Source organism: Geminicoccus harenae, from assembly GCF_019800005.1.
GTDB classification, from domain to species: Bacteria; Pseudomonadota; Alphaproteobacteria; order Geminicoccales; family Geminicoccaceae; genus Geminicoccus; species Geminicoccus harenae.
The window spans coordinates 1-25,485 of sequence record NZ_JABGCL010000046.1 but is presented as its reverse complement, the minus strand read 5'-3'; the positions used below and the strand labels follow the sequence as shown (position 1 = coordinate 25,485).

Genomic DNA, 25,485 nt, shown 5'->3' with positions numbered 1-25,485 from the left:
CGACGGACCGCCTCCGTCGTACGGGCGCTGCCGTGAAGAACCTGGCCCATAGCGCCTCCCTTGCCGCATGGTGATCCATTGTACCACCACATTGCGGGATCAAACACCTAGGGCAGTCCCTGACTGCCCGCTCAGTCGCCAGCATCCGACTTTCCGGTGTCAAACAGTGGAGATCGCGTGGCCGGCTTGTGGGCCCGCGGCAGGAACTGCCTTAGCTCGGCTGCGCGGTCAGTTCAGCAAGGGCCAAGAAGGCATCCGGCTGGCCGCCGGGCGGGCTGCCGAGGATCTCGACGAGGTCGGCGAGTTCGCGCAGATGTTCGCCGATGGTCGGGCTCGCCTGGTCGAGCGTGGCGGCCGCGCGCAGGAAGTGCCGGTGCAGGCTCACGCGCAGCTCCGGGCTGCCGGTCTCGGCCAGGGCGGCCGTGATGCATACCGTGGCCTCGCGGGCCGCAATGGCCTGCAGATGCACGATCTTCACCAGCTCGGCCAGGTTCATGCCGGTCATCTTCGGTCTCCCCTTCGGCTTGCGCGGCCGGCGGGCCGCTGGTTGTCGGCAATCGTCCGGGAAGGATCGGTCGGCATGATGGCTGCTCCGTGGCCGTGCCTGTGTCACCATGCCGGAATCTATCGAACAGCCAGGTTGGTCAGGATGACCAAGATCACAGCCGATGTCCGGCAGGGCGCCGCTGCGCGACGCGATCCAGCCGAGCCTTTGAAAGACGGAGCCGGGCAGGTACGATTCGGCACGACCTTGCAGCGCATGCAGCCGGCCAGGGTCAGCCGCTTCGACCTCGAGGAGACCCTGCGCTTGGCAGGCCAGCATCTGCCCGTGTCGCTCCTTCTGGCCGCCGGCGGCTCGCCTGATGCCCAGGCGGGTGGGGAAGCCGTGCGCAAGGGGCGCCGGCGCGCGCCGGCGAAGGACGGCGGCGACCAGGCCGGCCCGTCCATGCGCGATTCGATCCTGGCGGTCGCGACCGAGCTGTTCACCCTGAACGGGTTTCGCGGCACCAGCTTCGCCGACATCGCCCAGATCCTGAACATCACCACCACCAACATCCATTATCATTTCAAGAACAAGCAGGGCTTGGCCGCCGAGGCGCTCGACCGCTACGCGGCCCGCGTGTCCGAGCATTTCCTGCGGATCTGGCGGGATGAGCAGTCCAGCCTCGCGGCGAAGATCGAGGCCACGATCGAGTTCAACCGGGCCTCCTATTACCGCTTCAACCAGGAGGGCCAGCCCGGCCGGGTGTGGAGCCTGCTCACGCGGTTTGCCGGGGATTCCGAGGTGGTCAGCGACGGAATCCGGCAGCGCATCGCGCAGTTCCGGGCCGAGGTCCTGGCCGCGGTGGAGTTCGCGCTGGGTCTGGCGGTGCGCCAGGGCGAGCTCCGGGCCGGCCTGCCGCAGGCCGAGCTGGCGCGCATGCTGAGCTATGCGTTCGCCTATGCCGGCGAGATCGCGCGGGACAGCGGCGGCTTTGCCGCGGTCGAGGCGAACTACCGGGTCCTGCTCGACACGCTGCTGCGCGCCCATGGCAGCAAGCCCAGGGCCGCCGTGCGGCGCCGGGCCGGCTGAGCCGGCGGGCGGCTCACAGGTCCAGGATGAGCAGCGGGGTCCTGGCCCGCGAGACGCAGGGCAGGATGTGGTCGTCGGCCGCGCGCTCCTCCTCGCTCAGGAACGTGTCGCGGTGCTCCGGCACGCCACCCAGTACCCGGGTCAGGCAGGTGCCGCACACGCCCTGCTCGCAGGACGTGTCGAGCGGCACGCCATGCTCGATCAGCACGTCGGCGATGGTGCGTTCGGGCGGGACCGGCAGGATCTCGCCGCTCTGGGCGAGCTGGACCTCGAAGGCCGCGAGATCGGGTCCGGCCGTCAGCGGCAGTGCCGAGAAATCCTCGCGATGCACCGGCAGGCCCCGGCCGCGCGCCAGCTCGCCCACCGCATCCATCAGCGGGCGCGGCCCGCAGGCATAGACATGGGTCCCTTCGGGCTGGCGCGCCAGGAGGCCCGCCACCGCCGCGACCGTGGCCTCGGCATTGAGCCCGGCATGAAGCTGCAGCCGTCCGGCCCGCGCAATCGGGGCCAGCTCCTCGGCGAACCCCGCCAGATCCGGGGCCCGGACGAAACAGGCCAGCGTGTACGCTCTGCTCGTGGCGGCGAGTTGGGCCGCCATGCCGAGCAGCGGGGTGATCCCGATCCCGCCCGCGATCAGCAGATGGTGGGCCGCCCCGGGAGCCAGGCCGAAATTGTTGCGGGGCGATCCGATCCGCACGAGGTCGCCCAGGGCCATCCGGCCATGCATGGCGGCGGAGCCGCCCCGGGACTGCGGCTCCCGCTTCACGGCGATCACATACTGCCTGTTCTCGCCGGGTGGGTTCAGGAGCGAGTACTGCCGGGTCAGCCCAGGCGCGACATGCACGTCGACATGGGCGCCGGCGGCAAAGCCCGGCAGCGCGCCGCCCTCGGGATCGACCAGGACGAACTTCAGGATCTCGTCGGTTTCGCGGGTGATCGCGGCGATCCGGACCACCAGCGTGCCTGAGCGTGCATCGGGCTCCACCGGCACCTCAGATCTCGACCACGAGATAGTCGCCATCGACCGAGATCGGGAAGGTCTCGGCCTTGTAGGGGCCCTTCACCAGTTCCTCGCCCGGCTCGACCGTCACGACATAGTTGCGGGTGCGGATCCGCTCCGGATCGCACCAGGACTGGCCGGTGCGGATGTCGAACTCCCAGCCGTGCCAGGGGCATTGCAGCATCTCGTTGCGGCGAGAGAGCCGGTAGGTGCCGGGCTCGTCGGAGCGGACCAGGCTCACCAGCCGGCCATGGCAGAGGCTGCCGCCCTCGTGCGGGCAGCGATTGTTGATCGCGAAATATTCCTCGCCGACCCGGAACAGCGCGATGGCGCGGCCGGCCACGGTGACGAGCTTGCTGCCGTCCTCCGGGACGTCCGACGCCTTGGCGACGATGTGGCGCGCCATGTCAGCCGAGCCCGAACACGGTCTTGGCGTTGCCGGAGAACAGCATGGTGCGCTGCTCCTCGGACATCGGGAACTTGAAGACGTAGCGCGGGTCGTCCGAATCCCAGTGCGGATAGTCCGTGGCGAACAGGACCCGGTCCCAGCCGATCCAGTCCAGCACCGTCTTCAGGTCGCGCTGCATGGGCGGCTCGTCCATCGGCTGGGTCGTGCAGTAGACGTTGCGGCGGATGTAGAAGGACGGCGGGTGCTTCAGATGCGGCACCTCGGCCCGGAACTTCGGCCACAGGTCGTCCAGACGCCAGGCGAGCGAGGCCAGCCAGGCGAAGCCGCCCTCGATCACGATCAGCTTGAGCTTCGGGAACTGCTCGAACACGCCCTCCAGCACCATGCTCGCGACCATGGCGTGCAGGCTGACCGAGACCGACTGGTGCTCCTCGAAATAGAAGGACGGCCAGCCGCCGGCACCCACCGCATGGCCGTTGGTGCCCACACTGTGCAGGCCGAGCGGCAGGCCATGGCGCTCGGCGGCCTCGTAGATCGGCCAGAAGCGGCGGCTGCCCAGCGGCTCGACCGCACGGGTGGCGAACGACACCTGGACATGGTGGCCGTCGCCGGCACAGCGCTCGATCTCGCGGAGCGCACCTTGCGGATCGTTGCAGGCGACCACGATGTTCGCCTTCAGGCGGCTGTCCCTGGAGGTGAAGGCGTCGACCTGCCAGTCGTTCACCGCGCGGCACACCGCATGGGCGAAGTCGAGGTTGCGCTCGTCCATGCCGACCGGGAAGAGCGGCTGGAGCATGCCGGTGGTGATGCCCAGCGCATCCAGGTGCTGCTCCTGCATGAAACTCAGGCTGGAGCCGGGCGGGCCGCCCTCGGGCGGCCAGCTATCGCCGCGCGACAAGGCCGGCGTCGCCTTGGGATAGGCGGACGAGCCGTGGAAGGGGCCGCGGAAGCGGAAGCCGATCGTCTCGTGATGCTCCTGCCAGCGCCGGGACAGATAGGGCAGGATGTCCTTGGGCGACTTCATGATCGGATGGATGTCGCAGTCGATGATCTCGGTCGCCTGTCGGGCCTGGGGGCGCTCGAGCGTCGCGGTCGCGGTGGTCATGACAGCGTCTCCTTCAGGCGCGGGTAGGTGGCCAGCGGATTGTCGACCAGGATCTTCTGGACGAGCGCGTCGTCGAAGCCCGGCGGCAGGGCGTCCTGGCCCTCGAACCGCCAGTGCGGATAGTCGGTCGAGAACAGCAGCATCTCGTCCGAGCCGATCATCTTCAAAAGCTCGGCCATCTGTGCCGGATCGGCGGGCGCATCGGCCGGCTGGACCGTGATGCGGACGCGCTCGCGGAAGATCTGGTCGGGCGACTGCTCCACCCAGGGGATCTCCCGGCGCATGCCGCGCCACATCTTCACCGCGCGCCACAGGAACGGTGGCAGCCAAGTGAAGCCGGATTCCATCAGGACGAAGCACAGCTTCGGGAACTTGCCGAACACGCCTTCCGCAAGCAGGCTCAGGAGCTGGGTCTGGAAGGTCTGCGCGTAGGTCGCATGGTCCTGGATCAGGTAGGGCGGCCAGCCGATCCCGCTGGGGGCATGGCGGTTGCTGCTGCCGGCATGGATGCCGATCGGCAGGCCGTGCTTCTCGGCAGCCGCATAGATCGGCCAGTGCTGGCGGCGACCCAGCGGCAGCTCGCCGGATGCCAGCAGCAGGACCTGGACGAAGCGCCGGTCGGGTGCCAGCCGCTCGATCTCCGCCACCGCGAGCTCGGGGTTCTGCACCGGCACCACGATCGAGGCGCGCAGGCGCGGCTCCGGGCCCAGCCACTCCGCGCGGATCCAGTCATTGGTGGCGCGGCAGACGGCTGCCCCCATGTCCTCGCTGTAGAGGGCCGGGCCGCCATAGATGCAGTTCAGGATGCCGAAGCGGGCGCCGAACCCGTCCAGGGCCTGCTCCTGCATCGCGATCAGGCTGGAGCCGGGCTTCTCGCCGTCCCGGCGCCAGTCGGGGCGGCAGGAGATCGGCGCGTTCGGCGGGTAGAGGGCCAGGTCCAGGCCGTCGATCCCGCGCGCGATGAACGTGTCCTGCCAGTGCTGCTCCATGTAGGGCAGCAGCGTCGCCATGCCCGGCACGGCCGGATGCAGGTCGCAGTCGATCGGTGCCAGCCCGCGCAGGTCCATCGTTCCCGGCTCCCTGATTGTCTTGATGCGCCGTTAGCGGCGACAATAGGTTGTCATATACTTACTGGTCAATAAGTGAAGCCGGCGTCACTGGGTCTCTACGGTCAGCCGGTCGAGCATCGCCTGGCCGTTCGGGATGTCCTCCAGCAGGGTCGGCCAGACGGTGCGCGCCTCCTCGCGCATCCCGGTGACGTCGGTCTCCACCACCTCCACGCCATCTTCCTTCATCCGGGCGATGGCATCGGCGACCATGCCCGCATAGGCCTCGTTGCCGAAGGCCAGGGCGTCCTTGCCGGCCTGGCGGACGATCTGCTGGTGCTCCTCGCTCAGCCGGTCGAGCTGCAGCTTCGACATGAACAGGACCGGTGCCGCGTAGTGGACGCGGGTGCGGTTGAAATACTTGCTCACCTCGAAGAACCGGTCGGAGACGTAGACATCGGCGCTGGTGTCGGCCGCGTCGATCACGCCGTTCTGCAGCGCCAGATAGAGCTCGGTATAGGCCATCGGGGTCGCCTGCGCGCCCATGGCCTCGTAGGTGTCGACGAAGCTCGGCGACTGCGGCACGCGGATCTTGAGGCCCTTCAGGTCGGCCGCTGAACGGATCGCCGTCTTGCCGAACACGTCGCGCTCGGCCGCCGAGAAGAAGCCGAGGCCCACGACGCCGTGCTGGTCGAGCAGGTCCAGCATCGCCTGGCCGGCATCGCTGGCGAGCCTGACGTTGGCCTGCGCGGCATCGTCGAACAGGTAAGGCAGGGACAGGACCGCGAACTCGGGCACGGTCGGCTCGAAGATCGGCGAGGAGGCGACCCCCAGCGAGACGGCGCCCACGCGCGCGCTCTGGATCATCTTCGCCTCGCCGCCGAGCTGGCCGTTCGGGAAGATCGTGACGGTGACCTCGCCCTTGCTGCGCTCCTCGACCAGTTCCTTGAACTTCACGGCGACCTGCTGATACCAGCTGTCCTCCTTCAGGACATGGCCGAACTTCAGCTCGGTAGCGGCATCCGCCTGGATCGGGGCCGCGACGGCGAGTGCCGTGGCGCACAGGATCGAGGCCAGGAGCTTCTTCATGGAGTCACCTCCCGATGGGTGTCGCGGCGGGTGCGCCGCCTTTTGGTGGTCGAGGTCAGCGCAGGAAGAACATGGAGATCCCGGGAATGAAGCTGATGAGCAGCACGTCGATGATCAGGATCGCCAGGAAGTAGAGCAGCCACCTCACGATCTGGTCGATGCGCAGGCCGGCGATCTCGCAGGCGATGAACAGGTTCACGCCGACGGGCGGGGTGACCATGCCGACCGCCAAGTTCACGATCATGATGAAGGCGAAGTGCAGCGGGTCGACGCCGTATTGCAGCGCGATCGGCGCCAGGATCGGGGCCAGGATGATGATCGCCGCCAGCGTTTCCATGAACAGCCCGACGATCAGCAGCAGGACGTTGACCAGGAGCAGGAAGCCCACCGCCGAGCCGACCACCGAGGTGATCCAGGCGCCCACCTGGTGCGGGACCTCGTTCAGCGTCAGCACGAAGCCGAAGGCCGAGGCGAAGCCCACGATCAGGAGGAGGCCGCCGGACATCACGGCACTGCGGATGAAGACGTCGGCCGCCATGCGCAGCGTGAGCTGGCGATAGATGAAGACGCTGACGAACAGGCCGTAGACGATCGCCACCACCGCGGCCTCGGTCGGCGTGAACATCCCGGTATAGATCCCGCCCAGGATGATGACCGGCATCATCAGCGCCCAGCCGGAGGCCTTGAAGGCGCTGAGCAGGTTGCCCAGCCACTGCCTAGGCGTGATCTGCTCGACCTCGTCGAACTGCCACCAGTGCGCCGCGACCACGGTGCCCAGGATCAGCGAGCAGCCGATCAGGAGCCCGGGCAGGATCCCGGCGATGAACAGGTCGGACACCGAGACGCCGATCACCAGGCCATAGATGATCATCGGCAAGGAGGGCGGGATGACGACCCCCAGTTCGCCGGATGCCGCCACGACCGCGGTCGCGAACGGGCGCGGATAGCCCTTTCGCACCATGGCCGGGATGGTGATCGTGCCGATCGCGGCGGTGGTGGCCGAGGACGAACCCGAGATCGTCGCGAAGAACATGCTGGTGAGGGTGGCCGAGGCGCCGAGCCCGCCGCGGACCCAGCCCACGATGGCGTTAGCCAGGGCCAGGAGCCGCGCGGAGATGCCGCCCGCCTGCATGATGCTGCCGGCGACGATGTAGAAGGGCACCGCCATCAGCGAGAAGCTGTCCATCGATTCGAACACGGTCTGGACGGCCGCCACCAGCGGGATGCCGCCGCTGTGGAGCGTCGCGAACGCGACGATGCCGAGCGAGACCGCGATCGGCACGGACAGGAGGAACAGGGCGAGCAGGCCGCCCACGAGCTGGACGATGGCCATAGACCTACTCCGCCGGAATCGTGTCGAGCCGGCGCGGCTCAGGCGCAGCTTGCCGGAGCTGCTCGGTGAGCAGCATCACCAGGTTGAGCACGGCAATGGCACCACCCACCGGCATGGCGCCGTAGACATAGGCCATCGGCAGGCGCAGGACCGGCGAGGCCTCGAACAGGCTCATCGCGGTCCACTCCCAGCCCACCCAGGCCAGCACCGAGAAGAAGCCGATGCAGGTCAGGGTGACCAGGATCTGCAGCAGGCGCGAGACCTTGGGCGGCAGGACCACGGTCAGATAGTCGACCGAGATCAGCCCGTTGGTCCGGCACAAGGTCGCGGCCCCCAGGAAGGCCGACCAGATGAAGCAGTAGCGCGCGATCTCCTCGGTCCAGGGTGCCGAGACCCGGATCTCGAAGGTCGTCAGCACGAACCGGATGATGATCTGATAGCTGATGGCGGCGGTCGCCACGATCATCAGCACGCCGGCGATGCAGCGCAGGGCGAAGTTCATCCCGTCGACGCATCTCGCCACGGGCGCTGGTCCTTGAACGGCCATGGGCGACCATCCTTGCTGGGGGCGAGCGAACCGGAGGGCGGGCCGGGCCGCCCGTGCCGGGTCAGCGAGCGTGCGTGATCATCCGCTCGGCCATCGCGGCATGCCGTTCATCTTGTTCTCCCTGACTGCCGGCCTGCCTTGCAGGCGGCTCGTTCTTGGTCGGCCGGCTCGTTGCGGCCATCGAGGGCGGGGCGGCCAAGGGCCGCCATGCCGCGTGAATGAAACTTACCTACCAGTCAAGAAGTTGTCGATAGTGGTTGCGGACCGCCCTCGTCAGCGCGGCTCAGGCCGCGCTGCGCCCAGGGCCGCCCTGGCGTCGCGCAGGGTCGCGGTGCCGAGCTCGCGCAGGAGGCCCAGGTCCGAGTGCAGCGGGATGAACTCGTAGCCGGTCTCGGCCAGGCTGGCCGCCGCCTGTGGGCTCATCGCGTTGATGCCGGCTTTCAGGCCATGGCGGCGGCACAGATCGATGATGGTGCGATGCGCCTCGTCGATGAAGCCGTCGTTCACGCCCACCGCGGGTGCCCGGCCGGCCGAGGCGGACAGGTCGGCCGGGCCGAAGAAGATCCCGTCCAGCCCCGGCACCGACGCGATGGCCTCGGCATTCTTCATCCCCTCCACGGTCTCGATCATCGCGAACACCAGGATCGCCTCGCGCGACCTGGTGAACACTTCGCCGATCTCGTCGTAGTAGCTGGACGAGCGCAGCCCGCCGAAGCTGCGATAGCCCAGGGGCGGGTACTGGCAGGCGCCCACGAAGCGCTCGCATTCCTCGCGGTTGTTGATCATCGGGCAGATCAGGCCGCTGGCACCCGCATCCAGCACCTTCTGGGCCAGGCCCACATCGTTCCAGGGCAGCCGGACCATGGCGGAGAGGCCGGACGCCTCGATGCCCTGGAGCATCCGCACCATGTCGGAGAAGTCGATCATGCCGTGCTGCATGTCGATGACCATGCAGTCATAGTCGAGCAGGGCCAGGGCTTCGGCGGTGTAGGGGCTGGGGATCGAGCACCAGGAGGTGAGAGCCACCCTGCCCTCGTCCCAGACCTTGCGGACCGGGTGGCGGACCATCCGCTGCTTGCGCATCGAGCTCTCCCTTTTCGTCGTGGTGGTCATGCCTGGCGCAGCCGTACCGCGGGCTGGCGGCCGCGGGCGAAGGCCAGGAGGCCCGCGGCGATCGGGAAGCAGCCGATCAGCGCGATGGCCATGGCGAAGTCGCCGGTCCAGTCCTTGGCGTAGCCGATGAGGGTGGGGCCGACGAGGCCGCCGAACTGGGCCAGGGTGTTGATCAGAGCGAGGCCGGCCGCCGCGGCGACGCCGGTCAGGAACGAGCCCGCCATCGCCCAGAAGATGCCCAGTGGTGCGAACAGGCTGCCCCAGGCCAGGCACAGCACCAGATAGGCCAAAGCCGGGCTGGTCACCGTCGTGCTGACGATCAGCAGGCCGCCGCCGATGATCAGCGGCAGCGCCAGGTGCAGGCGCCGCTCCTGGAGCCGGTCGGAGCTCAGGCCCAGGAGGATGGCGAAGATCACCGACAGGAACGGCGGCCCGGCGGACAGGAGCGAGGCGGTCAGGTTGCTGGTGTCGCCCACCGACTTGATGATCTGCGGCAGCCACATCTGCAGCGCGTACACGGCCACCAGGAACAAAAAGTAGATCAGGCCCAGCAGCCAGACCCGCGGGTTGCGCACCGCTTCGCCCAGCCGCCCATGGCTGTCCATCTCCGCCCGTTCCTTGGCCATCCGCTCGCTCAGCCATTGGCGCTCGTCCGGCGCCAGGAAGGGGGCGGTGGCCGGGTCGTTGGCCAGCCAGTAACGGGCACCGATGCCGATCAGGAGCAGCGGTGCCGCCTCCAGGATGAACATCCAGCGCCAGCCGCTCATGCCGAGCAGGCCGTCGGTGGCGTCGATGATCAGGCCGGAGACGGGCCCCGCCAGCACGCCTACGACGCCCACGCCGGTCGAGATCACCGCGGTCGCGAAGGCGCGGTGCGACTGCGGGTACCAGTAGGTGACGTAGAGCATCAGGCCGGGGATCAGCCCGGCCTCCGCGGCGCCGAACAGGAAGCGGACCAGGTAGAAGCTGAGCGGGCCGCTGACCAGCGCCATCATCATGGCGGTGATCGAGCAGCTGATCAGGATCCGCGCGATCCAGACATTGGCGCCGAAGCGGTGCATCGCGAGGTTGCTGGGGATCTCGCACAGCGCGTAGCTGATGAAGAAGACGCTGGCGCCGATGCCGAACTGGGTCGCGGTGAGGCCGATCTCCGGCCCCATGGTGAGTGCCGCGAAGCTCAGGTTCACCCGGTCGAAATAGTTCACAACCTGGAAGAGCAGGGCCAGCAGGAGCACGTTCAGGTGCACCTTGCGCATGGTGCGTCGTTCGATGTCGCCGGTCATCCGGCCTCCCTGATCTGATCGTCGCCCGTCGTCGCGGGTCTGGTGGAGCGGTGGCGGGGCACCGCGGTCAGTCGCTGAAATATCGGGACCGGATCTCCTGGCAGAGCCGCTTCATGGCCCGCTTGGCCAGGACCGGGTCCTTGTCCGTCAGTGCAGTCACGATCTCGCCGCGCAAGGCGTTGGCGAGCCGATGGCGGGCCGGGTCGTGCCGGCGCTTGCGGATCCCTTCCCACATGGCACCCCGGCGCAGGTCCCACAGCTCCTTCACGGTCTTGGCCATGAAGCTGTTGCCGGACGCCTGGGCCAGGACGAGGTGGAACTGGTGGCGCGCATCCGCAGCGATGTCGCCATCCGGATCCGCGACGCTCATCCGCGCCACGGCGGCGGCGAGATCGGCGATGTGGCCAGGCTCCGCGCTGCGCGCGGCCAGGGCTGCGACCTCCGGCTCGATCAGGCTGCAGGCCTCCAGCTGCTCCAGCCAGCTGGGCGCCGCCTCACGCGCGATCGACGGCGCCTCTGCCGGGCGGTCCTGGACGAAGATGCCCTCCCCGGGGCGCACCTGGACCAGGCCCGCCGCCTCCAGGGCGATCATCGCCTCACGCACCGAGGGCCGGCTGACCCCGAACTGCTTGGCCAGGTCCCGCTCCGCAGGCAGCCGGTCGCCCGGCTTCAGCTCGGCCGTGCGGATCAGCTCCGCGATCTGGTCGGCGATCTGCGCATAGACTCGGCGCGCCTGGATGACCTTGAAGCGCGTGGGTGGGGCGGCATCCGGCTGCATGGCTGCCTGCGGTCTGGTGGTCAGGCCACCGTACCGCCGGCCTGCGCCAAGTCAACTCGCCGGCTCCCCGGCCCACGCCCGCCGCTTGACCAGGCGCGCCACCCCGCCGCAAGTCATTCGCCGAGCGCGCCCCGCGATCCAGGCAGAAGAAGGCACCGGCTCATGCGGCCCATCATCATCAGCGTGGCGATCACCGGCTCGGTACCGCGCAAGGCGCACAACCCGGCCGTGCCGATCACGCCGGAAGAGCAGATCGAATCGACCCACGCGGCGTTCGAGGCCGGGGCGGCGCTGGTGCACATCCATGTCCGCAACGACGACGAGACGCCGTCCTCCGATCCGGACCGCTTCGCCCGCGTGCGGGAAGGCGTGCGCCGGCACTGCCCGGGCATGATCGTCCAGTTCTCCACCGGCGGGCGCGGCCGGGCTCCGGCGGAGCGGGCGAGCCCCCTGCCCCTTCGCCCCGACATGGCATCACTCTCGACCGGCTCGGTGAACTTCCCCTCGATCGTCTACGAGAACCAGCCGCCTCTGGTGACCGAGCTGGCCGGCACGATGCAACGCTACGGGGTCAAGCCGGAGATCGAGATCTTCGACCTGTCCCATCTCCATGGTGCGCGCCGGCTGGCCGATGCCGGGCTGATGGACGAGCGGGCCCATCTCCAGTTCGTGCTGGGCATCCAGAACGCCCTGCCGGCGGAGCGCCATCTTCTGGAGATCCTGGTCACCGAAGGCCTGCGCCTGTTCCCGCAGGCGAGCTGGGGCGCCGCCGGCATCGGCCGGCACCAGCAGCCGGTGAGCGCATGGGCGATCGAGCTGGGCGGCCATGTGCGGACCGGGCTGGAGGACAATATCCGCATCTCCGGCGAGCGGCTGGCCGCGAGCAATGCCGAGCTGGTCGAGATCGCGGCAGGGCAGATCCGTGCCGCCGGGCACGAGGTGGCGACCCCGGCCGAGGCGCGCGCACTGCTGCGGCTGGCGGCCTGACACAAGCAGCCCCTCGCCTCGCGCACCGATGATGGCGCCGGTCAGCCGGATGAACCTGCCCGGCTTGTTCGCCGCACCACGGTCCGGAAACTTTCCCGGTACCGGAGCGGGCTCAGGCCCAGACGACGCTGGAAAGCCGCCCGCATCTGTTCGGGGCTGGCGAAGCCGCAGTCGAACGCCACCGCCTTCAGAGCCAGGTCCGTCGCTTCGAGCAGGTTGCGGGCGTGATCCAGCCTCACGCTTTCCACGAAATCGTGCGGGGTGATCCCCAACTCGCGCACGAACAGGCGGGCGATGCTGCGCAGGCTGGTCCCCGCGATCTCGGCCAGGCGCTCTACCGGGAAAGCCTCGCCCGGATGGTCCATGACATAGGCCTGGACCCTTCCGAGCGGCGTATCGGGGTTGGTGCGCGGTTGCAGCAGCGGGCTGAACTGCGACTGGCCGCCCTGGCGTTGGGCGACGACCACGAGTCGCTTGGCACAGGCGAGGGAAACCGCTTCCCCGTGATCTTCACCGACCAGCGCCAGCGCAAGGTCGATCCCGGCGGTGACGCCGGCCGACGTGACCAGCGCGCCGTCGCGGGCATAGATCCGATCGTGCTCGACACGGGCGGCCGGAAACAGGTCAGCGAGCTGCGCGGCGTTCTGCCAGTGCGTCGTCACGGTGCGCCCGTCGAGCAGCCCGGCATGACCCAGCACGAAGGCTCCCGTGCAGATCGAGCCATAGCGCTCCGCACGCACCCCCCAACGGCGCAGCCATTGCGACATGCGCTCATCCGCCGGTGCTTCGGGCAGACCCGGACCGCCGGCCACCAGCACCGTGTGGAAGCGGCGGCCGGCCTGCGCGAAGGTCAGGTCGGCCGCCAGCAACATGCCGTTGGACGCCCGGATGGGAGCCTCGTCGGCCCCGAGGAGGCGGCAATCATACCCCTCCCCGCCGGGCAGGAACCCGTTCGCCTCGGCGAACACGTCGAGCGGGCCGACCACATCGAGCGCCTGCACGCCATCATGGACGATCAGCGCGACGCCCCTTCTCGCCATGCCTCCGGCCTCGCACGTTTCGGCAGCTTCTCGCCCAAGCTTGGCAGATTTTCGACGGTCCCGGGCGTTGCGGCCAACCCTCCCCAACTCCTACTCCATCCTGGCTCGCCATCAAGACCATCCAGGTGGCACTCCCGCTGACCAAAGATGCGGGACCGGGCTTTCAGGAGTAATGTCGATGACCGACACTCTTCTCGACACCGTCAGCATCGATGGCATCTCGGTGCCTGACAGCAAGCTGGCTCGCGCCATCACCGAGTTCATCCGCGACACCGAGAACGAGCTGCTGTTCAACCATTCGAGCCGGGTCTATTTCTTCGGCGCCATCGCCGGCCGGCAGCGCGGCCTCAGCTTCAATCCGGAACTGCTCTACGCCGCGACGATGTTCCACGACATCGGCCTGATGCCTTCCCACAGCAGCGAGAACCTTCGTTTCGAGGTGGATGGCGCCAACGCTGCCCGCGACTTTCTCCAGAGCTGGAAGGTCGATCCCTCGGACATCGAGAAGGTCTGGACCGGGATCGCGCTGCACACCACGCCGGGCGTACCCGAGTTCATGCATCCGGTGATCGCGCTGACAACCGCCGGGGTCGAGATGGACGTGCTGGGCCTCACCTATGACCAGTACCCGGACGAGGTCCGCGAGGCGGTGGTCGCCGCCTTTCCCCGCACGCCGCGGTTCAAGGAGGACATCATCCAGGCCTTCTACGATGGCATCAGGCACAAGCCGGACACCACCTTCGGCAACGTGAAGGCCGACGTGATCGCCGACAAGGAGCCGCACTTCCACAAGGGCAACTTCTGCTCCGTCATTCGCGGCTCGCGCTGGAAGGCCTGAGCGGAAAAGGGAGCATGGCCCGGTCCTCTTCCCTGAGAGGAACAGCCGTCCGGGGCAAGGTCAGCCGCTGCCACCCCGGTCCGGCCCCTCGCCCGGCGGCTCGTCCTCGTCCTCGTCCTCCAAAATCCGCCAGGCCGCACCCTCCAGGTCCTCGTACTGGTTGCTGCGCAGGCACCAGATGAAGGCGATGACGCCGAGCCCGCCCAGGAACAGGGCGATCGGGATCAAAAAGCCGATGATGCTCATCTGCTGCTCATCGGCGCTGCCTGGCCAGGCGCAGCGCGTTGCCGACCACCAGGAGGGAGGAGGAGGACATGGTCACGGCGGCGATCAGCGGGGTGACCAGGCCGATCATGGCCAGGGGCACGGCCAGGACGTTGTAGCCGATCGACAGGACCATGTTCTGCCGCACCAGCCGCTCCGCCTTCTGCGCCACGGCCAAAAGCTCCAGGACGGCACCCAGGCGCTGGCCCTGGAACACCGCATCGGCCGCGGTCTGGCTGATGTCGGCGGCGGTGGAGGGCGAGGCCGACACATGGGCCGCGGCCAGGGCCGGCGCGTCGTTCAGCCCGTCGCCCACCATCAGCACGTGGCGGCCGTCTCGCCCCAGGGCCTGGAGATGGGCGGTCTTGGCGGTGGGGTCGACGCCGGCCCGCCAGTGCGCGATGCCGAGCTGGCCTGCCACCTTCGCGGTCACCTCCGGCCGATCGCCGGACAGGAGCTCCACCCGGAAGCCCCGGTCCTGCAAGGCCCGCACGGTGGCGAGCGCGTCCTCGCGCAGCCGGTCCTCGAAGCGAAACACCTGCGGCGGCTGGCCGGGCCGGGCCAGCCAGATCTCCGGCCGGGCCGGGCCGTCCGGCGTGGCGCCGGCCAGGCCTTCCAGCGCCCAGCCGCGCTGGCCCAGCCGCACCTCGCCCTCGGACGTCGCCAGGAGGAGGCCCCGGCCGGGGATCTCGCGCACGCCGTCCAGGGCCTGGACGTCCGGGCAGGCGGCGACCAGGCCGCGCGCCAGCACGTGCTTGCTGCTCATCGCCATGGCGGCCGCCAGCTCCAGCGCCGCTTGCGGCACCCGGTCCCGATCGACCAGCTCGGGCCGCCCGACGGTCAGCGTGCCGGTCTTGTCGAACACCACCGTGTCCACCGCAGCCAGGCGCTCCAGCGCGGTCGGCGACTTCAGCAGCACGCCCTGGCGCAGCAGTCGGCCGCTCGCGATCACCTGGACGGCCGGCACGGCCAGGCCCAGCGCGCAGGGGCAGGTGATGATCAGCACGGCCACGGCATGGAGCAGGCCGATCTGCCAGATCACCCCGACCTGGAGCGTCCAGACCAGGAAGGTCAGCAGGGCCAGGAGATGGACCACCGGCGCGTAATAGCGCGACACCCGGTCGGCCAGGGCCACGTAGCGGCCACGGCGCTGCTCGGCCAGCTCCATGAGACGGCCGATCTCGCTCAGGAGCGTGGCCTCGCCCACGGCGAGCGTCTCGATGCGCAGGGCGCTGTCGAGGTTCAGCGTGCCGGCATGGACGCGATCGCCCGGCCCCACCGCGGCCGGCAGCGATTCGCCGCTCACCAGGCTGTTGTCGAGGCTGGACGTGCCGCTGACGATCCGCCCGTCCACGCCGATCCGCTCGCCGGGTGCGACCAGGATGGTGGTGCCGGGCCGGACCTGGTCGGCCGCCACCACGGTCTGGCCGCCATGAGGCTCCAGCACGGTGACCCTGGCCGCGCGCAGCAGCATCAGGCGCTCGATCGCGGCCCGGGCGTGGCCGCGCGCCCGGCTGTCGAGATAGCGGCCGATCAGCAGGAAGAACAGCAGCGTCACCGCGCTGTCGAAATAGGCGTAAGGCCCATGGCGGATTGTCTCGGACAGGCTCATGGCGCAGGCCAGGGTCACGCCCACCGAGATCGGCACGTCCATGTTGGTGGTCCCGGCACGCAGCGCGCGCCAGGCCGAGGTGAAGAAGGGCCGGCCGGCATAGGCCACGGCCGGCAGGGCGATCAGGGCGGACAGCCAGTGCAGCAGGCCGCGCGTGCCGGGCCCCATGTCCAGCGCATGGCCGGACCAGACCGCGATCGACAGGATCATCACGTTGGCGGCGGCGAAGCCCGCCACGCCCACGCAGCGCAGCAGGTCCTGCTGGCCGGCGGCACCGTCCGCCTCCAGCCGTTCCGGGTCGAAGGCGACCGCGGGATAGCCCAGCCCCTCCACCGCGGCATGGAGGGCCGCCCCGTCCTCCTGGGCACCCTGCCAGGCGACATGGAGGCGTCGGGTCGACAGGTTCAGCCGGGCGGCCTGCACGCCCGGGTGGCGCCGGAGGGTCCGCTCGATCCGGGAGATGCAGGCACCGCAATGGGCACCCTCGACCATGAGGTCGAGTGCCCACGCCCCGTCCGGCTGGTGGCGCACGAACGCCTGGACGTCGTCGGGCCGGGTCGGCTGGGGCAGGGTCGCGCCATCGGCCGTGCGCCCGGCGAGTGCCGCGTTCATCGCACCAGCAGCCGTTCGCGCCGCTGGTAGGAATCCTCCCCGGCACGAGCAGCCAGGTAGGCGTCCCACACGCCCGCGGCCGGGAAGGCCAGCTCCGCCTGATAGACCCCGCTGCCGACCCCGTTCAGATAGGCACGGAAGTCGCTGCCCGCCTGGGTCGGCCGGACCAGCACGACCTCCAGCTCGGCACCGCTGATCGGCTGGCCGGCCTTGTCCCGGAGCGTCACGTCGAGCTTGCCCTCGGACGGGGCCGAGGCGCGGAACGCCACCTCCACCTGCCAGCCGAGCGCCGTCTGGGCACGGACCTGCTCCAGCGTCTGGTTGTAGCTCAGGCCGCGCTCATAGGGGCTGTCGACCGCCAGGCCCCGCCAGGTCTTCACCGCCATGGTGATCAGGAACCCGTTCATCGCGAGCACGACCAGCGCGAAGGCCGCAAGCGAGCCCAGCACGATGCGCCGGCTGCGCGCCTCCCGACGCGGGTCCACGGGGGAGGCGGATGCCTGCCGGACGGCCCGATGCCTGGGCATGGCTTTGGCGTTCATGATGACGGCCCTCGGAAGATGCTCCCGGCCTCGATGACCTCGCCGGTCTCGACATTGCGCAGCACGAAGTCGACGTCCATGGACGGCCCGGTCACGGCCGAGCGGGGCAGGATGACGAACAGGTGGACGCTGGTGACGCTGTCCGGATCGGCGCTCACTACCGGCGCCACGGCACGGTCCTGCTTGTCGCCGATCAGCCGGTAGCGGGCCGGCAGGTCGGCCACGCTCACCTCGAACCGGCTGGTCTCGTGCGCGGTGTTGCGGATCTTCAGGCTGTAGCCGTTGCGGATGCTGCCATCGGAGAGCTGGACGAACAAAGGTGCTGCGTCGCGCAGCACGTCGACGCCGGCATCCGAGCGCAGCGCGAACGTGCCGGTCATGAACAGGGCAACCGCCAGGAACAGGGCGCCATAGAGGGCAGTGCGCGGCCGCAGCAGCCGCCAGCGGGCAGCCTGCCCCTGGACCTGGAGGGCCTGGTTGCGGGCGCTGTCCCAGGAGATCAGGAAGCGGGGCCGGTCGACCTTGTCCATCACCTCGTTGCAGGCGTCGATGCACAGGCCGCAGCCGATGCAGTCGAGCTGCAGCCCTTTGCGGATGTCGACGCCGGTCGGGCAGACCATGAAGCACTGGTGACAGTCGATGCAGTCGCCCCGCCCTTCCCAGCTCTCGCCGCGCTTGTGCGGCCCGCGTGGCTCGCCACGCCAGTCCCGGTAGCTGACGACCAGGCTGTCCTGGTCGAGCAGCCCGCCCTGGATGCGCGGCCAGGGGCACATGTTGGTGCACACGGTCTCGCGCGCCCAGCCGGCCAGCAGATAGGTGGTGAGCGTGAACAGGCCGAAGAAGAAATAGGTGACCGGGCCGGCCTCCAGGGTCGGCAGTTGCCGGACCACGGTCGGCGCATCGTTGAAATACATCACGAAGGCGCCGCCGGTCAGCATGGCGATCAGCAGCCAGACCGCATGCTTGCCGGTCTTCTTCAGGAGCTTGGCCGGGCCGTTGGGCTGGGCGTCCAGCTTCATCCGGTCGCGGCGGTCGCCCTCGATCAGCCGCTCCACCCACATGAACAGGTCGGTCCAGACGGTCTGCGGGCAGGCATAGCCGCACCAGACCCGGCCGAACAGGCTGGTCGCCAGGAACAGAGCGAGCGCTGCCAGGATCAAGAGGCCGGTCGCGTAATAGATCTCCTGCGGCCAGATCTCGATGCCGAACAGGAAGATGCGCTGCCGGATGAAGTCGAACAGCACCGCCTGGTCCGGCGCCTCCGGCCCGCGGTCCCAGCGCACCCAGGGCAGGAGGTAGTAGATCGCCAGGAAGACCGCCAGCGCCGTCCACTTGATCGTGCGGAACCGGCCGCGCACGGCGCGCGGATAGACCTTGCCCACCCCGATCGTGGGCTCGACCCGCTTGCGCCTGGGCAGGACGCGCTGGGCGGCGGGATCGGCCAGGTCCAGCCGTTCCGCCGCCTCGCGCCGATTCGCGATGCTCTGGATGCTCATCACCAGCTGCTTATTGCCCGCCGCCGAGCGCGTGGACGTAGACCACCAGCATCTTGATGGTGGCGTCGTCGAGCCTGCCTTCGAAGGCCGGCATCACGCCGTGCGAGGGGCGGTGGATCTGACTGAAGATGTGGCTGCGGTCGCCGCCATACAGCCAGATCGCATCGTTCAGCCGGGGCCCGCCCAGCTCCGGCAGGCCGGCACCGCCTTCGCCATGGCAGACGGCGCAGTTCTCGGCGAACAGGGGCTCGCCCCGCCCGGCCGCCGCGGCATCGTGCTCGTTGCCGCTGATGGCCAGCACATAGTCGGTGACGTCCGAGATCTGCTCCCTGGAAAGGATCCCATCCGCGCCGAAGCTCGGCATGATGTTGTCGCGCGTCTCGTCCGTGCCGCTGCGGATGCCGTGCCGGATGGTGTACTCGATCTCCTCCGGCGTGCCGCCCCACAGCCAGTCGTCGTCGGCGAGCGTGGGGAAGAAGCCCTGCCCGGCCCCGCCCAGCGCATGGCACTGGGCGCAGTTGTTATTGAAGGCGACCTGGCCGCCGCGGATCGCGAAGTTCATCAGGTCCGGGTCGTCCTGGATGCCGGTCAGTTCGGCCGTGCCGATCGCCTGCACCAGCGGTGCCCGCAGGGTCTCGGCCCGGGCGATGTCCTCGGCCACCACCGCGCGCTGGTCATAGCCCAGCACCCCGCGCCAGACCCCGAAGGGCGTGGGCCAGGACGGGTAGAGGATCATCCAGAGCAGGGCGAACAGCACCGTGCCGATGAAGGTCAGCACCCACCAGCGTGGCGGCGGATAGTCCAGCTCGCGGATGCCGTCCCATTCCAGATGGGCCAGCGGGCTGTCGCCGAACGCCAGCTTGTCCTGGACGTCCTTGATCTCGCGGGTGGCCTGCATCCCCTCGTGGGTGACCGGGCGGGTGGGATCGAGGCGGTCGGTCATGGCTCAAGGCTCCTCTTCGTCCTTGAACGGGATCTGGCCGTGGCGTTCGAGCTGCTCGCGCCGCTTGGGCCAGTAGATCCAGACCGCGACACCCACGAACAGAAGGACCAGCCAGAGGAGCCATAAGGAGCGGAGCCAGACATAGAAGTCGGACATTGCATGGTAGCCTTGCGCTTGGTCGCCTTCATTGGGTCAGGTCCTCGATGCGCACGTCGGTGAAGTCCACCATCCGGCCGAGGATCTGCAGGTAGGCGACCAGCGCATCCATCTCGGTGAGCGTCGCCGCGTTGCCGTCGAGATTGCCGACCATCGCCTTGGGGTAGCGGGCGAGCAGGTCGGTCGTGTCGGCGTTCGGGTCGGCCTGGGCGATCATGTCGGCCCGGGCGTTCTCGATCATCTCGTCGGTATAGGGCACGCCCACCGCGCGGTTCGCGCGCAGATGGTCGGCGATGTCGCGCGCTTCCAGCCGGTTCTCCAGGAGGAAGGCGTAGCTCGGCATCACCGAGGGCGGCACCAGGGCCTGCGGGTCGATCAGGTGCTCGACATGCCACTCGTTGGAATAGCGCCCGCCGACCCGCGCCAGGTCCGGCCCGGTGCGCTTGCTGCCCCACTGGAACGGGTGGTCGTACATGCTCTCGGCGGCCAGGCTGTAATGGCCATAGCGCTCAACCTCGTCGCGCAAGGGCCGGATCTGCTGGCTGTGGCAGGCATAGCAGCCCTCGCGGATATAGATGTTGCGGCCGGCCAGCTCGAGCGGGGTGTAGGGGCGCACCCCCTGCACCCGCTCAATGGTGTTCTCGATCGTGAACAGCGGCACGATCTGGACGAGGCCGCCGACCGAGACGGTCAGGAGGATGAAGATCGCCAGGATGAAGGCGCGCTGCTCGGCGAACTGATGCAGGCGGTAGAACATGCGTACCCCCCTATTCCGCCGCGACCGGGCGGGCGAGCGCGGTGTCGCGCGCTTCCACCCGCTGATCGCCGCGGATCGTCCGCCAGAGGTTGTAGACCATGATCAGGCCGCCGATCAGGAACATCACCCCGCCGAGTGCCCGGATGACGTAGAACGGGTGCATGGCCGAGACCGTCTCGATGAACGAGTATTGCAGGAAGCCCAGCTGGTCGTAGGACCGCCACATCAGGCCCTGCATCACGCCCGAGACCCACATCGCGGTGATGTAGAGGACGATGCCCAGGCTCGCGATCCAGAAATGGTACTCGACCAGCGTGTTCGAGTAGAGCCGCTCGCGCTGCCACAGGCGCGGCACGAGATAGTAGATCGCACCGAACGAGATGTAGGCCACCCAGCCGAGCGCTCCGGAATGGACGTGGCCGACTGTCCAGTCGGTATAGTGGCTGAGCGCGTTGACCTGGCGCACGCCCATGAGCGGGCCTTCCAGCGTGCTCATCCCGTAGAAGGCCACCGAGACCGCCATGAAGCGGATGATCGGGTCGGTGCGCAGCTTGTCCCAGGCACCCGACAGGGTCATCACGCCGTTCACCGCACTGCCCCAGGACGGCATCCACAGCATGATGGTGAAGGCCATGCCCAGCACCTGCGCCCAGTCGGGGAGCGAGGTGTAGTGGAGGTGATGGGGCCCGGCCCACATGTAGAGGAAGATCAGCGCCCAGAAATTGAGGATCGAGAGCCGGTAGGACCAGATCGGGCGGTTGGCCTGCTTGGGCAGGAAGTAATACATCATGCCCAGGAAGGGCACGGTCAGGAAGAAGCCGACCGCGTTGTGCCCGTACCACCACTGGGCCATCGCGTCCTGCACGCCGGCGAAGGCCGAATAGCTCTTCGCCCCGAAGAAACTGACCGGCACCGCCAGATTGTTGACGATGTGCAGCACCGCGATGGTGATGATGAAGGCCATGTAGTACCAGTTGGCCACATAGATGTGCGGCTCGGTGCGGCGCAGGACCGTGCCCAGGAACACCACCAGATAGGTGACCCAGACGATCGTCAGCCACAGGTCGACGTACCACTCGGGCTCGGCGTATTCCTTGCTCTGGGTGATGCCCAGCACGTAGCCGGACGCCGCCAGCACGATGAAGAGCTGGTAGCCCCAGAACACGAACCTGGCCGGCATCGGCCCGCCGAACAGCGTGGCGCGGCAGGTGCGCTGCACCACGTAGAACGAGGTGCCGATCAGGGCGTTGCCGCCGAAGGCGAAGATCACCGCCGAGGTGTGGACCGGGCGCAGCCGGCCGAAGGTCGTCCACTCGCTGCCGAGGTTGAGGGCGGGGTAGGCCAGCTGAAACGCGATCAGCACCCCCATCAGGAAGCCGACGATCGCCCAGAAGGTCGCGGCGATGACGAACAGGCGGACCACGTCCTCGTCATAGCGTGTTCTTGCCGACAGGCCCCCGGTCGAGGCCAAGGCTGTAGCCATCGTGCTGTACCCGATCTTCGGCAGCCGGACGCTGCCCTTGCCATTCCATCGCCCGGACGCTGCGAGCGCCGCCTGGACGCATCAAGGAATCGGGACATTTACTGTATCCCGACCAAGTTAACCCAAACATCTTCATGCGGTTGACTTGAAGTGTCTAGCCTTACTCCAGCATTCTGACTAGATTGCCTGCGTTTGCTGCTTTGGCATGGAGATGCTCGTTGCCCGAGGTGATTCCATCATTCGATGTCCGGGTGCCGGACATCCGGAGGGTTGGGCTGGACCGCCCCTGGGAATGGCTGGCGGCCGGCTGGCGCGACATGCTGCGGGCGCCGGCCATCAGCCTGGCCTTCGGCCTGATCCTGGCGGTCGCCGGGGCGCTGCTGAGCGTCGGCCTCTGGCTGGCGGACCTCGTGTACCTGGTCCTGCCGTTCGCCGCGGGCTTCATGATCGTGGGTCCGTTCATGGGCCTGGCCTTCTATGAGGTGAGCCGGCGCCATGCGGCGGGCGAGCCGATCTCGTTCAGCAGCGTCGCCCTCGCGATCACCCGCAATCCCCGGCATTTCGGGGTGATGGGCTTCATCCTGCTGCTGATCCTGCTCACCTGGGTCCGGATCGGGGCCATGATCTTCATGCTGTACTGGGGCATGGACCCGCCGCCGCTCCACGACCTGATCGTCCACACCTTCCTGCGGTCGGAGAGCCTGCCGTTCCTGGCGTTCGGCACGGCGGTGGGGGCCCTGTTCGCCGGCCTGACCTTCGCGGTGACCGCAGTATCGATCCCGATGATGCTGGACCGGCGGGTCGACGTGCTCACCGCGATCGTCACCAGCGTCCGGGTGGTCCGCCACAACCCCGCGGTCATGCTGTTCTGGGCGGTGCTGATCGTCCTGTTCACCGGCGTGGGCATCGCCACCCTGTTCCTCGGCCTGATCGTGGTGCTGCCGCTGATCGGCCATGCGAGCTGGCACGCATACCAGGACCTGGTGCTGGTGGGGCCGGCCGCGGCACCGGCCGGGGCCGACCCGGTGGGGCCGGGCTTCATCGCCCCGTCGGGGACGCGCTGATCGGGCAGGTGCCGGGCATCAGGGACGGTCGCCGCGCGACCGGTGGCCGTCCCTGGTGTGGACGCCGATGATCATGGCGATGCCGAAGATCATCAGCGCCCAGCCGAACAGGGCGAATCCCCCATCCCTGGCCTGGCTCGCGAACACCAGGCCCAGCAGCGCCACGACGGTCATCAGGGCGGTCACCACCCAGGGCGTAGTCTCGGTCATCGGCGGTTTCTCACGACCAGTTCAGATCCAATCCAACGATGCCTGCCCGAAGCAGGCCATGCCACCAGGGATCGCGCCGCACGGCACCTGCCACCGGGCGCGCCGCATCGCGCGCACCTGGATGAGAAGCTCCGCGCGGCGCTATCCTTGAGCAGCCATGCCGGCCGGACATTGATTTGAATCAAACGCCCGGCCCTGGACGGCTCGTGGCGCGACCAGACCAGGCCCGCTGCTCGACCCGTCCGTTGCAAGGGCGACGCGCCTCCCCATCCGGAATCAGGACCGCCACCCCCGGACGGCCCGCTGCAACCCGCCTGCCGGCAGGCGACCCGCGCAGGGGCCGGCCCAGCCGGAAGCGGGCGCCTCTCCTGAACGAAACCTGCCGAAGATCCGGCCCCTGATCAGAACCGGATCCCGCTCGACTTTTCCAATCGCCGAGCCGGCCGAGCGTTCCTGGATAAACAGCAGGTCCGGGCGGGTCGTGCATCCTCGGTGACTTGCGCTCTTGTTCCCGCCTCATGCCGGCGGGGATACCCTCCCCCTCCCCTGCCGGAGCGGCATCGCCCGGACCGAGTTGACCCGCCGAGCCATGCAGGTATGATTAACCAAGTAGTAAAGCATTATCGGACCAGCCGGCGCCCATCACCGGCCATGTCGGGGAGCAAGACACGGATGAGCTATGTCGACGGTTTCGTGGCCGCAGTGCCCGCGGCCAACCAGGCGGCCTACCTCGCCCATGCCGGGCAGGCCTGCCGCTGTTCAAGGAATACGGCGCCCTGCGCATGGTGGAGTGCTGGGGGGACGACGTCCCGGTCGGCAAGCACACCGACTTCCGGCGCGCGGTGCAGGCCAGGGAGGACGAGGTCGTGCTGTTCTCCTGGGTCGAGTGGCCTTCCAAGGAGATCCGCGACGCCGGCATGCAGAAGATCATGGCCGACCCGCGCATGAAGGAGATGACCATGCCGTTCGACGGCCAGCGCCTGATCTATGGCGGCTTCCGGCCGATCCTGGACGGCTGACGCGAACGCCCCGGCTACGGGAGCACATGACGAGCCGGCCACGTCGGAGCGTGCCCCGTCGGATGCGCCCCGGTAGCGCACCCTCCCCCGGCGCCGGTCTTGTGTCCCGGATGATTGGTTGGAGCGGACAGGTCTGCTGGCTGGCATGCGCTTGGCCAAGGCAGCGTCCGGGATGGATCTGAAGCTGCATACTCCCAGGACCCGCGCCTGCATCCAGGCGAGCGACCGACCGTTGGCAGCCCTGGCCGCGGAGCTGGACGCCAGCCAGACCATCATCCGCCACTGGAAGAACCGACAGGAGGCCCACGCCCGGTCCCACCGGCCCAGGCGGTTGCAATCGACCTGTCGTTGCTGAAGGAGAGGCAGGTCTGCGAACTGCGCCAGGCCCTGGCCTTGCCGCTCGACGACATCGTCCTGGTCATGTGCCGCTGTGTCCGGCCCAGCCCGTCGCGCAGCGCCATCTATCACTGCTCAGAGCCACCACGACCTGAGCCGCCGGTCGGCCGGTCCGCTCAGGCGCCCTCCCCTCACCAGTCCTTCCGATGCTCGCGACCGGCGCCACCTGGCTGACCCGTCGCCACCGACTGTACCGTGCCCGGAAACGGCGGCGGCCAGCCGCCTGGAGACGAGCCAGGACCGCTCGGCCATGCCCTCCCCGTTTCCAGATCCGTCACGCCCGCGGGTGGCTGAAGCAGACAAGATAGCTGGTAGCTACCAGGTACTCTGCTGGTTTGGGGTAGCCTGCTTGCTCCCCGTCGGGACCTCCTGTAGCCCGTGGTTGGTTGCCAGATCACCCCGCCGGCTGACGGTTGCAGGCGCGTAGCGGTGATGGCCACTGGATTTGCATTATCCAGAAGCCAAGGCCGGTGGGATCGGTCGAGGCGAGCACAGGATGGACCGCCGCGCTACCTAGTAGCTACCTGATAGCTTTCAGATACTGACTTCCAATGTGCCTGGAGCGCGGCCGATCCTTGATGATTGACGCTACGACCCGCAGCTCGCCCCCGGTCCTGACCCGCATCGACGAGTTGGATAGCTACCAGCTACCAGCCGTGTTCGGATCGCCTAGGTAGGGAACTCAAACAACCTTCTGCAGCTTCATGGCTTTTAGTCGGCTGATCAGGGACGCAGGCTGAGGAGGGTATGGCGGATGGCACATCTGTACTGGCTGTCGGACGCGGCCTGG

25 protein-coding genes and 1 pseudogene are annotated in these 25,485 nt (G+C 68.5%); 5 read left to right on the top strand and 21 right to left on the bottom strand.

Annotated features, from left to right (window positions below; all coding sequences use genetic code 11):
• Nucleotides 1-211: 211 nt before the first annotated feature.
• On the bottom strand, nucleotides 212-505 hold the full coding sequence (locus HLA95_RS24450) for a hypothetical protein (protein WP_222184829.1): 294 nt from the start codon (nucleotides 503-505) through the stop codon (nucleotides 212-214).
• A gap of 144 nt (nucleotides 506-649) precedes the next feature.
• On the opposite strand from HLA95_RS24450, the gene HLA95_RS24445 reads away from it, so the two are divergent.
• On the top strand, nucleotides 650-1,573 hold the full coding sequence (locus tag HLA95_RS24445; RefSeq protein WP_222184827.1) for a TetR/AcrR family transcriptional regulator: 924 nt from the start codon (nucleotides 650-652) through the stop codon (nucleotides 1,571-1,573).
• A 13-nt stretch (nucleotides 1,574-1,586) separates the two neighbouring features.
• Here the strand turns inward: HLA95_RS24445 and HLA95_RS24440 are convergent, their stop codons facing one another.
• The 10 genes from HLA95_RS24440 to HLA95_RS24395 form a co-directional block, all read right to left on the bottom strand.
• Nucleotides 1,587-2,594 carry a PDR/VanB family oxidoreductase gene (locus tag HLA95_RS24440; protein WP_191058214.1) on the bottom strand — a complete coding sequence of 336 codons (1,008 nt, stop codon included), beginning with the start codon at nucleotides 2,592-2,594 and terminating at the stop codon, nucleotides 1,587-1,589.
• Complete coding sequence (locus HLA95_RS24435) at nucleotides 2,566-2,979, bottom strand: Rieske (2Fe-2S) protein (protein WP_191058213.1); 414 nt, start codon at nucleotides 2,977-2,979, stop codon at nucleotides 2,566-2,568. The genes HLA95_RS24440 and HLA95_RS24435 overlap by 29 nt, the downstream gene beginning before the upstream one ends.
• A gap of 1 nt (nucleotide 2,980) precedes the next feature.
• On the bottom strand, nucleotides 2,981-4,087 hold the full coding sequence (locus tag HLA95_RS24430) for an amidohydrolase family protein (RefSeq protein WP_191058212.1): 1,107 nt from the start codon (nucleotides 4,085-4,087) through the stop codon (nucleotides 2,981-2,983).
• Nucleotides 4,084-5,154: an amidohydrolase family protein gene (locus HLA95_RS24425; protein ID WP_191058211.1), complete on the bottom strand. Its 1,071-nt coding sequence runs from the start codon at nucleotides 5,152-5,154 to the stop codon at nucleotides 4,084-4,086. Before HLA95_RS24425 ends, HLA95_RS24430 begins: the two co-directional genes overlap by 4 nt.
• Before the next feature lie 87 nt (nucleotides 5,155-5,241).
• Nucleotides 5,242-6,222, bottom strand: coding sequence for a TRAP transporter substrate-binding protein (locus HLA95_RS24420; RefSeq protein ID WP_191058210.1), 981 nt, complete (start codon nucleotides 6,220-6,222; stop codon nucleotides 5,242-5,244).
• Between the two features lie 55 nt (nucleotides 6,223-6,277).
• Nucleotides 6,278-7,549: a TRAP transporter large permease gene (locus HLA95_RS24415; RefSeq protein ID WP_370467526.1), complete on the bottom strand. Its 1,272-nt coding sequence runs from the start codon at nucleotides 7,547-7,549 to the stop codon at nucleotides 6,278-6,280.
• Between the two features lie 10 nt (nucleotides 7,550-7,559).
• Nucleotides 7,560-8,078 carry a TRAP transporter small permease gene (locus HLA95_RS24410; protein WP_191058208.1) on the bottom strand — a complete coding sequence of 173 codons (519 nt, stop codon included), beginning with the start codon at nucleotides 8,076-8,078 and terminating at the stop codon, nucleotides 7,560-7,562.
• Between the two features lie 297 nt (nucleotides 8,079-8,375).
• Nucleotides 8,376-9,185 (bottom strand): HpcH/HpaI aldolase family protein, encoded by an 810-nt coding sequence (locus tag HLA95_RS24405; RefSeq protein ID WP_191058207.1) that lies wholly within the window; start codon nucleotides 9,183-9,185, stop codon nucleotides 8,376-8,378.
• Nucleotides 9,186-9,211: 26 nt separating this feature from the next.
• On the bottom strand, nucleotides 9,212-10,498 hold the full coding sequence (locus HLA95_RS24400) for an MFS transporter (protein ID WP_191058206.1): 1,287 nt from the start codon (nucleotides 10,496-10,498) through the stop codon (nucleotides 9,212-9,214).
• A 67-nt stretch (nucleotides 10,499-10,565) separates the two neighbouring features.
• Nucleotides 10,566-11,276 carry a FadR/GntR family transcriptional regulator gene (locus HLA95_RS24395; RefSeq protein WP_191058205.1) on the bottom strand — a complete coding sequence of 237 codons (711 nt, stop codon included), beginning with the start codon at nucleotides 11,274-11,276 and terminating at the stop codon, nucleotides 10,566-10,568.
• Between the two features lie 162 nt (nucleotides 11,277-11,438).
• On the opposite strand from HLA95_RS24395, the gene HLA95_RS24390 reads away from it, so the two are divergent.
• Nucleotides 11,439-12,263: a 3-oxoadipate:acetyl-CoA acetyltransferase gene (locus tag HLA95_RS24390; protein ID WP_191058204.1), complete on the top strand. Its 825-nt coding sequence runs from the start codon at nucleotides 11,439-11,441 to the stop codon at nucleotides 12,261-12,263.
• 41 nt (nucleotides 12,264-12,304) lie between these two features.
• Here the strand turns inward: HLA95_RS24390 and HLA95_RS24385 are convergent, their stop codons facing one another.
• Nucleotides 12,305-13,303, bottom strand: a complete 999-nt coding sequence (locus HLA95_RS24385) for a GlxA family transcriptional regulator (RefSeq protein WP_191058203.1) — start codon at nucleotides 13,301-13,303, stop codon at nucleotides 12,305-12,307.
• A gap of 178 nt (nucleotides 13,304-13,481) precedes the next feature.
• Here HLA95_RS24385 and HLA95_RS24380 point away from each other — a divergent pair, with 178 nt between their 5' ends.
• Nucleotides 13,482-14,141 (top strand): HD domain-containing protein, encoded by a 660-nt coding sequence (locus tag HLA95_RS24380; RefSeq protein ID WP_191058202.1) that lies wholly within the window; start codon nucleotides 13,482-13,484, stop codon nucleotides 14,139-14,141.
• A 60-nt stretch (nucleotides 14,142-14,201) separates the two neighbouring features.
• On the opposite strand, the gene ccoS is transcribed toward HLA95_RS24380, so the two are convergent.
• The 8 genes from ccoS to ccoN are packed head-to-tail and all read right to left on the bottom strand — an operon-like array spanning nucleotide 14,202 to nucleotide 22,006.
• The gene (ccoS, locus tag HLA95_RS24375) at nucleotides 14,202-14,387 is read right to left on the bottom strand and encodes a cbb3-type cytochrome oxidase assembly protein CcoS (RefSeq protein WP_191058201.1); all 186 of its coding nucleotides are present in this window, start codon (nucleotides 14,385-14,387) and stop codon (nucleotides 14,202-14,204) included.
• A 7-nt stretch (nucleotides 14,388-14,394) separates the two neighbouring features.
• Nucleotides 14,395-16,629 carry a heavy metal translocating P-type ATPase gene (locus tag HLA95_RS24370; RefSeq protein ID WP_222184824.1) on the bottom strand — a complete coding sequence of 745 codons (2,235 nt, stop codon included), beginning with the start codon at nucleotides 16,627-16,629 and terminating at the stop codon, nucleotides 14,395-14,397.
• The gene (locus tag HLA95_RS24365) at nucleotides 16,626-17,171 is read right to left on the bottom strand and encodes a FixH family protein (RefSeq protein ID WP_222184822.1); all 546 of its coding nucleotides are present in this window, start codon (nucleotides 17,169-17,171) and stop codon (nucleotides 16,626-16,628) included. The genes HLA95_RS24370 and HLA95_RS24365 overlap by 4 nt, the downstream gene beginning before the upstream one ends.
• Entirely contained in the window at nucleotides 17,168-18,667 is a 1,500-nt protein-coding gene (gene ccoG, locus HLA95_RS24360; protein WP_191058971.1) for a cytochrome c oxidase accessory protein CcoG, read from the bottom strand. The genes HLA95_RS24365 and ccoG overlap by 4 nt, the downstream gene beginning before the upstream one ends.
• Nucleotides 18,668-18,677: 10 nt before the next feature.
• On the bottom strand, nucleotides 18,678-19,610 hold the full coding sequence (gene ccoP / locus HLA95_RS24355) for a cytochrome-c oxidase, cbb3-type subunit III (RefSeq protein WP_223861452.1): 933 nt from the start codon (nucleotides 19,608-19,610) through the stop codon (nucleotides 18,678-18,680).
• Between the two features lie 3 nt (nucleotides 19,611-19,613).
• Complete coding sequence (locus HLA95_RS24350; protein ID WP_191058972.1) at nucleotides 19,614-19,766, bottom strand: cbb3-type cytochrome oxidase subunit 3; 153 nt, start codon at nucleotides 19,764-19,766, stop codon at nucleotides 19,614-19,616.
• 28 nt (nucleotides 19,767-19,794) lie between these two features.
• Nucleotides 19,795-20,523, bottom strand: coding sequence for a cytochrome-c oxidase, cbb3-type subunit II (ccoO, locus tag HLA95_RS24345; RefSeq protein WP_191058973.1), 729 nt, complete (start codon nucleotides 20,521-20,523; stop codon nucleotides 19,795-19,797).
• Nucleotides 20,524-20,533: 10 nt separating this feature from the next.
• Complete coding sequence (gene ccoN, locus HLA95_RS24340; protein ID WP_191058974.1) at nucleotides 20,534-22,006, bottom strand: cytochrome-c oxidase, cbb3-type subunit I; 1,473 nt, start codon at nucleotides 22,004-22,006, stop codon at nucleotides 20,534-20,536.
• Between the two features lie 227 nt (nucleotides 22,007-22,233).
• Between ccoN and HLA95_RS24335 the strand changes: the two genes are divergently transcribed.
• Nucleotides 22,234-23,070: a DUF2189 domain-containing protein gene (locus HLA95_RS24335; RefSeq protein WP_223861453.1), complete on the top strand. Its 837-nt coding sequence runs from the start codon at nucleotides 22,234-22,236 to the stop codon at nucleotides 23,068-23,070.
• A gap of 18 nt (nucleotides 23,071-23,088) precedes the next feature.
• Here the strand turns inward: HLA95_RS24335 and HLA95_RS24330 are convergent, their stop codons facing one another.
• On the bottom strand, nucleotides 23,089-23,280 hold the full coding sequence (locus tag HLA95_RS24330) for a hypothetical protein (protein ID WP_191058976.1): 192 nt from the start codon (nucleotides 23,278-23,280) through the stop codon (nucleotides 23,089-23,091).
• Between the two features lie 672 nt (nucleotides 23,281-23,952).
• Between HLA95_RS24330 and HLA95_RS24325 the strand changes: the two are divergent.
• A pseudogene (locus HLA95_RS24325) lies at nucleotides 23,953-24,299 on the top strand (DUF1428 domain-containing protein).
• The last annotated feature ends 1,186 nt before the right edge of the window (nucleotides 24,300-25,485 follow it).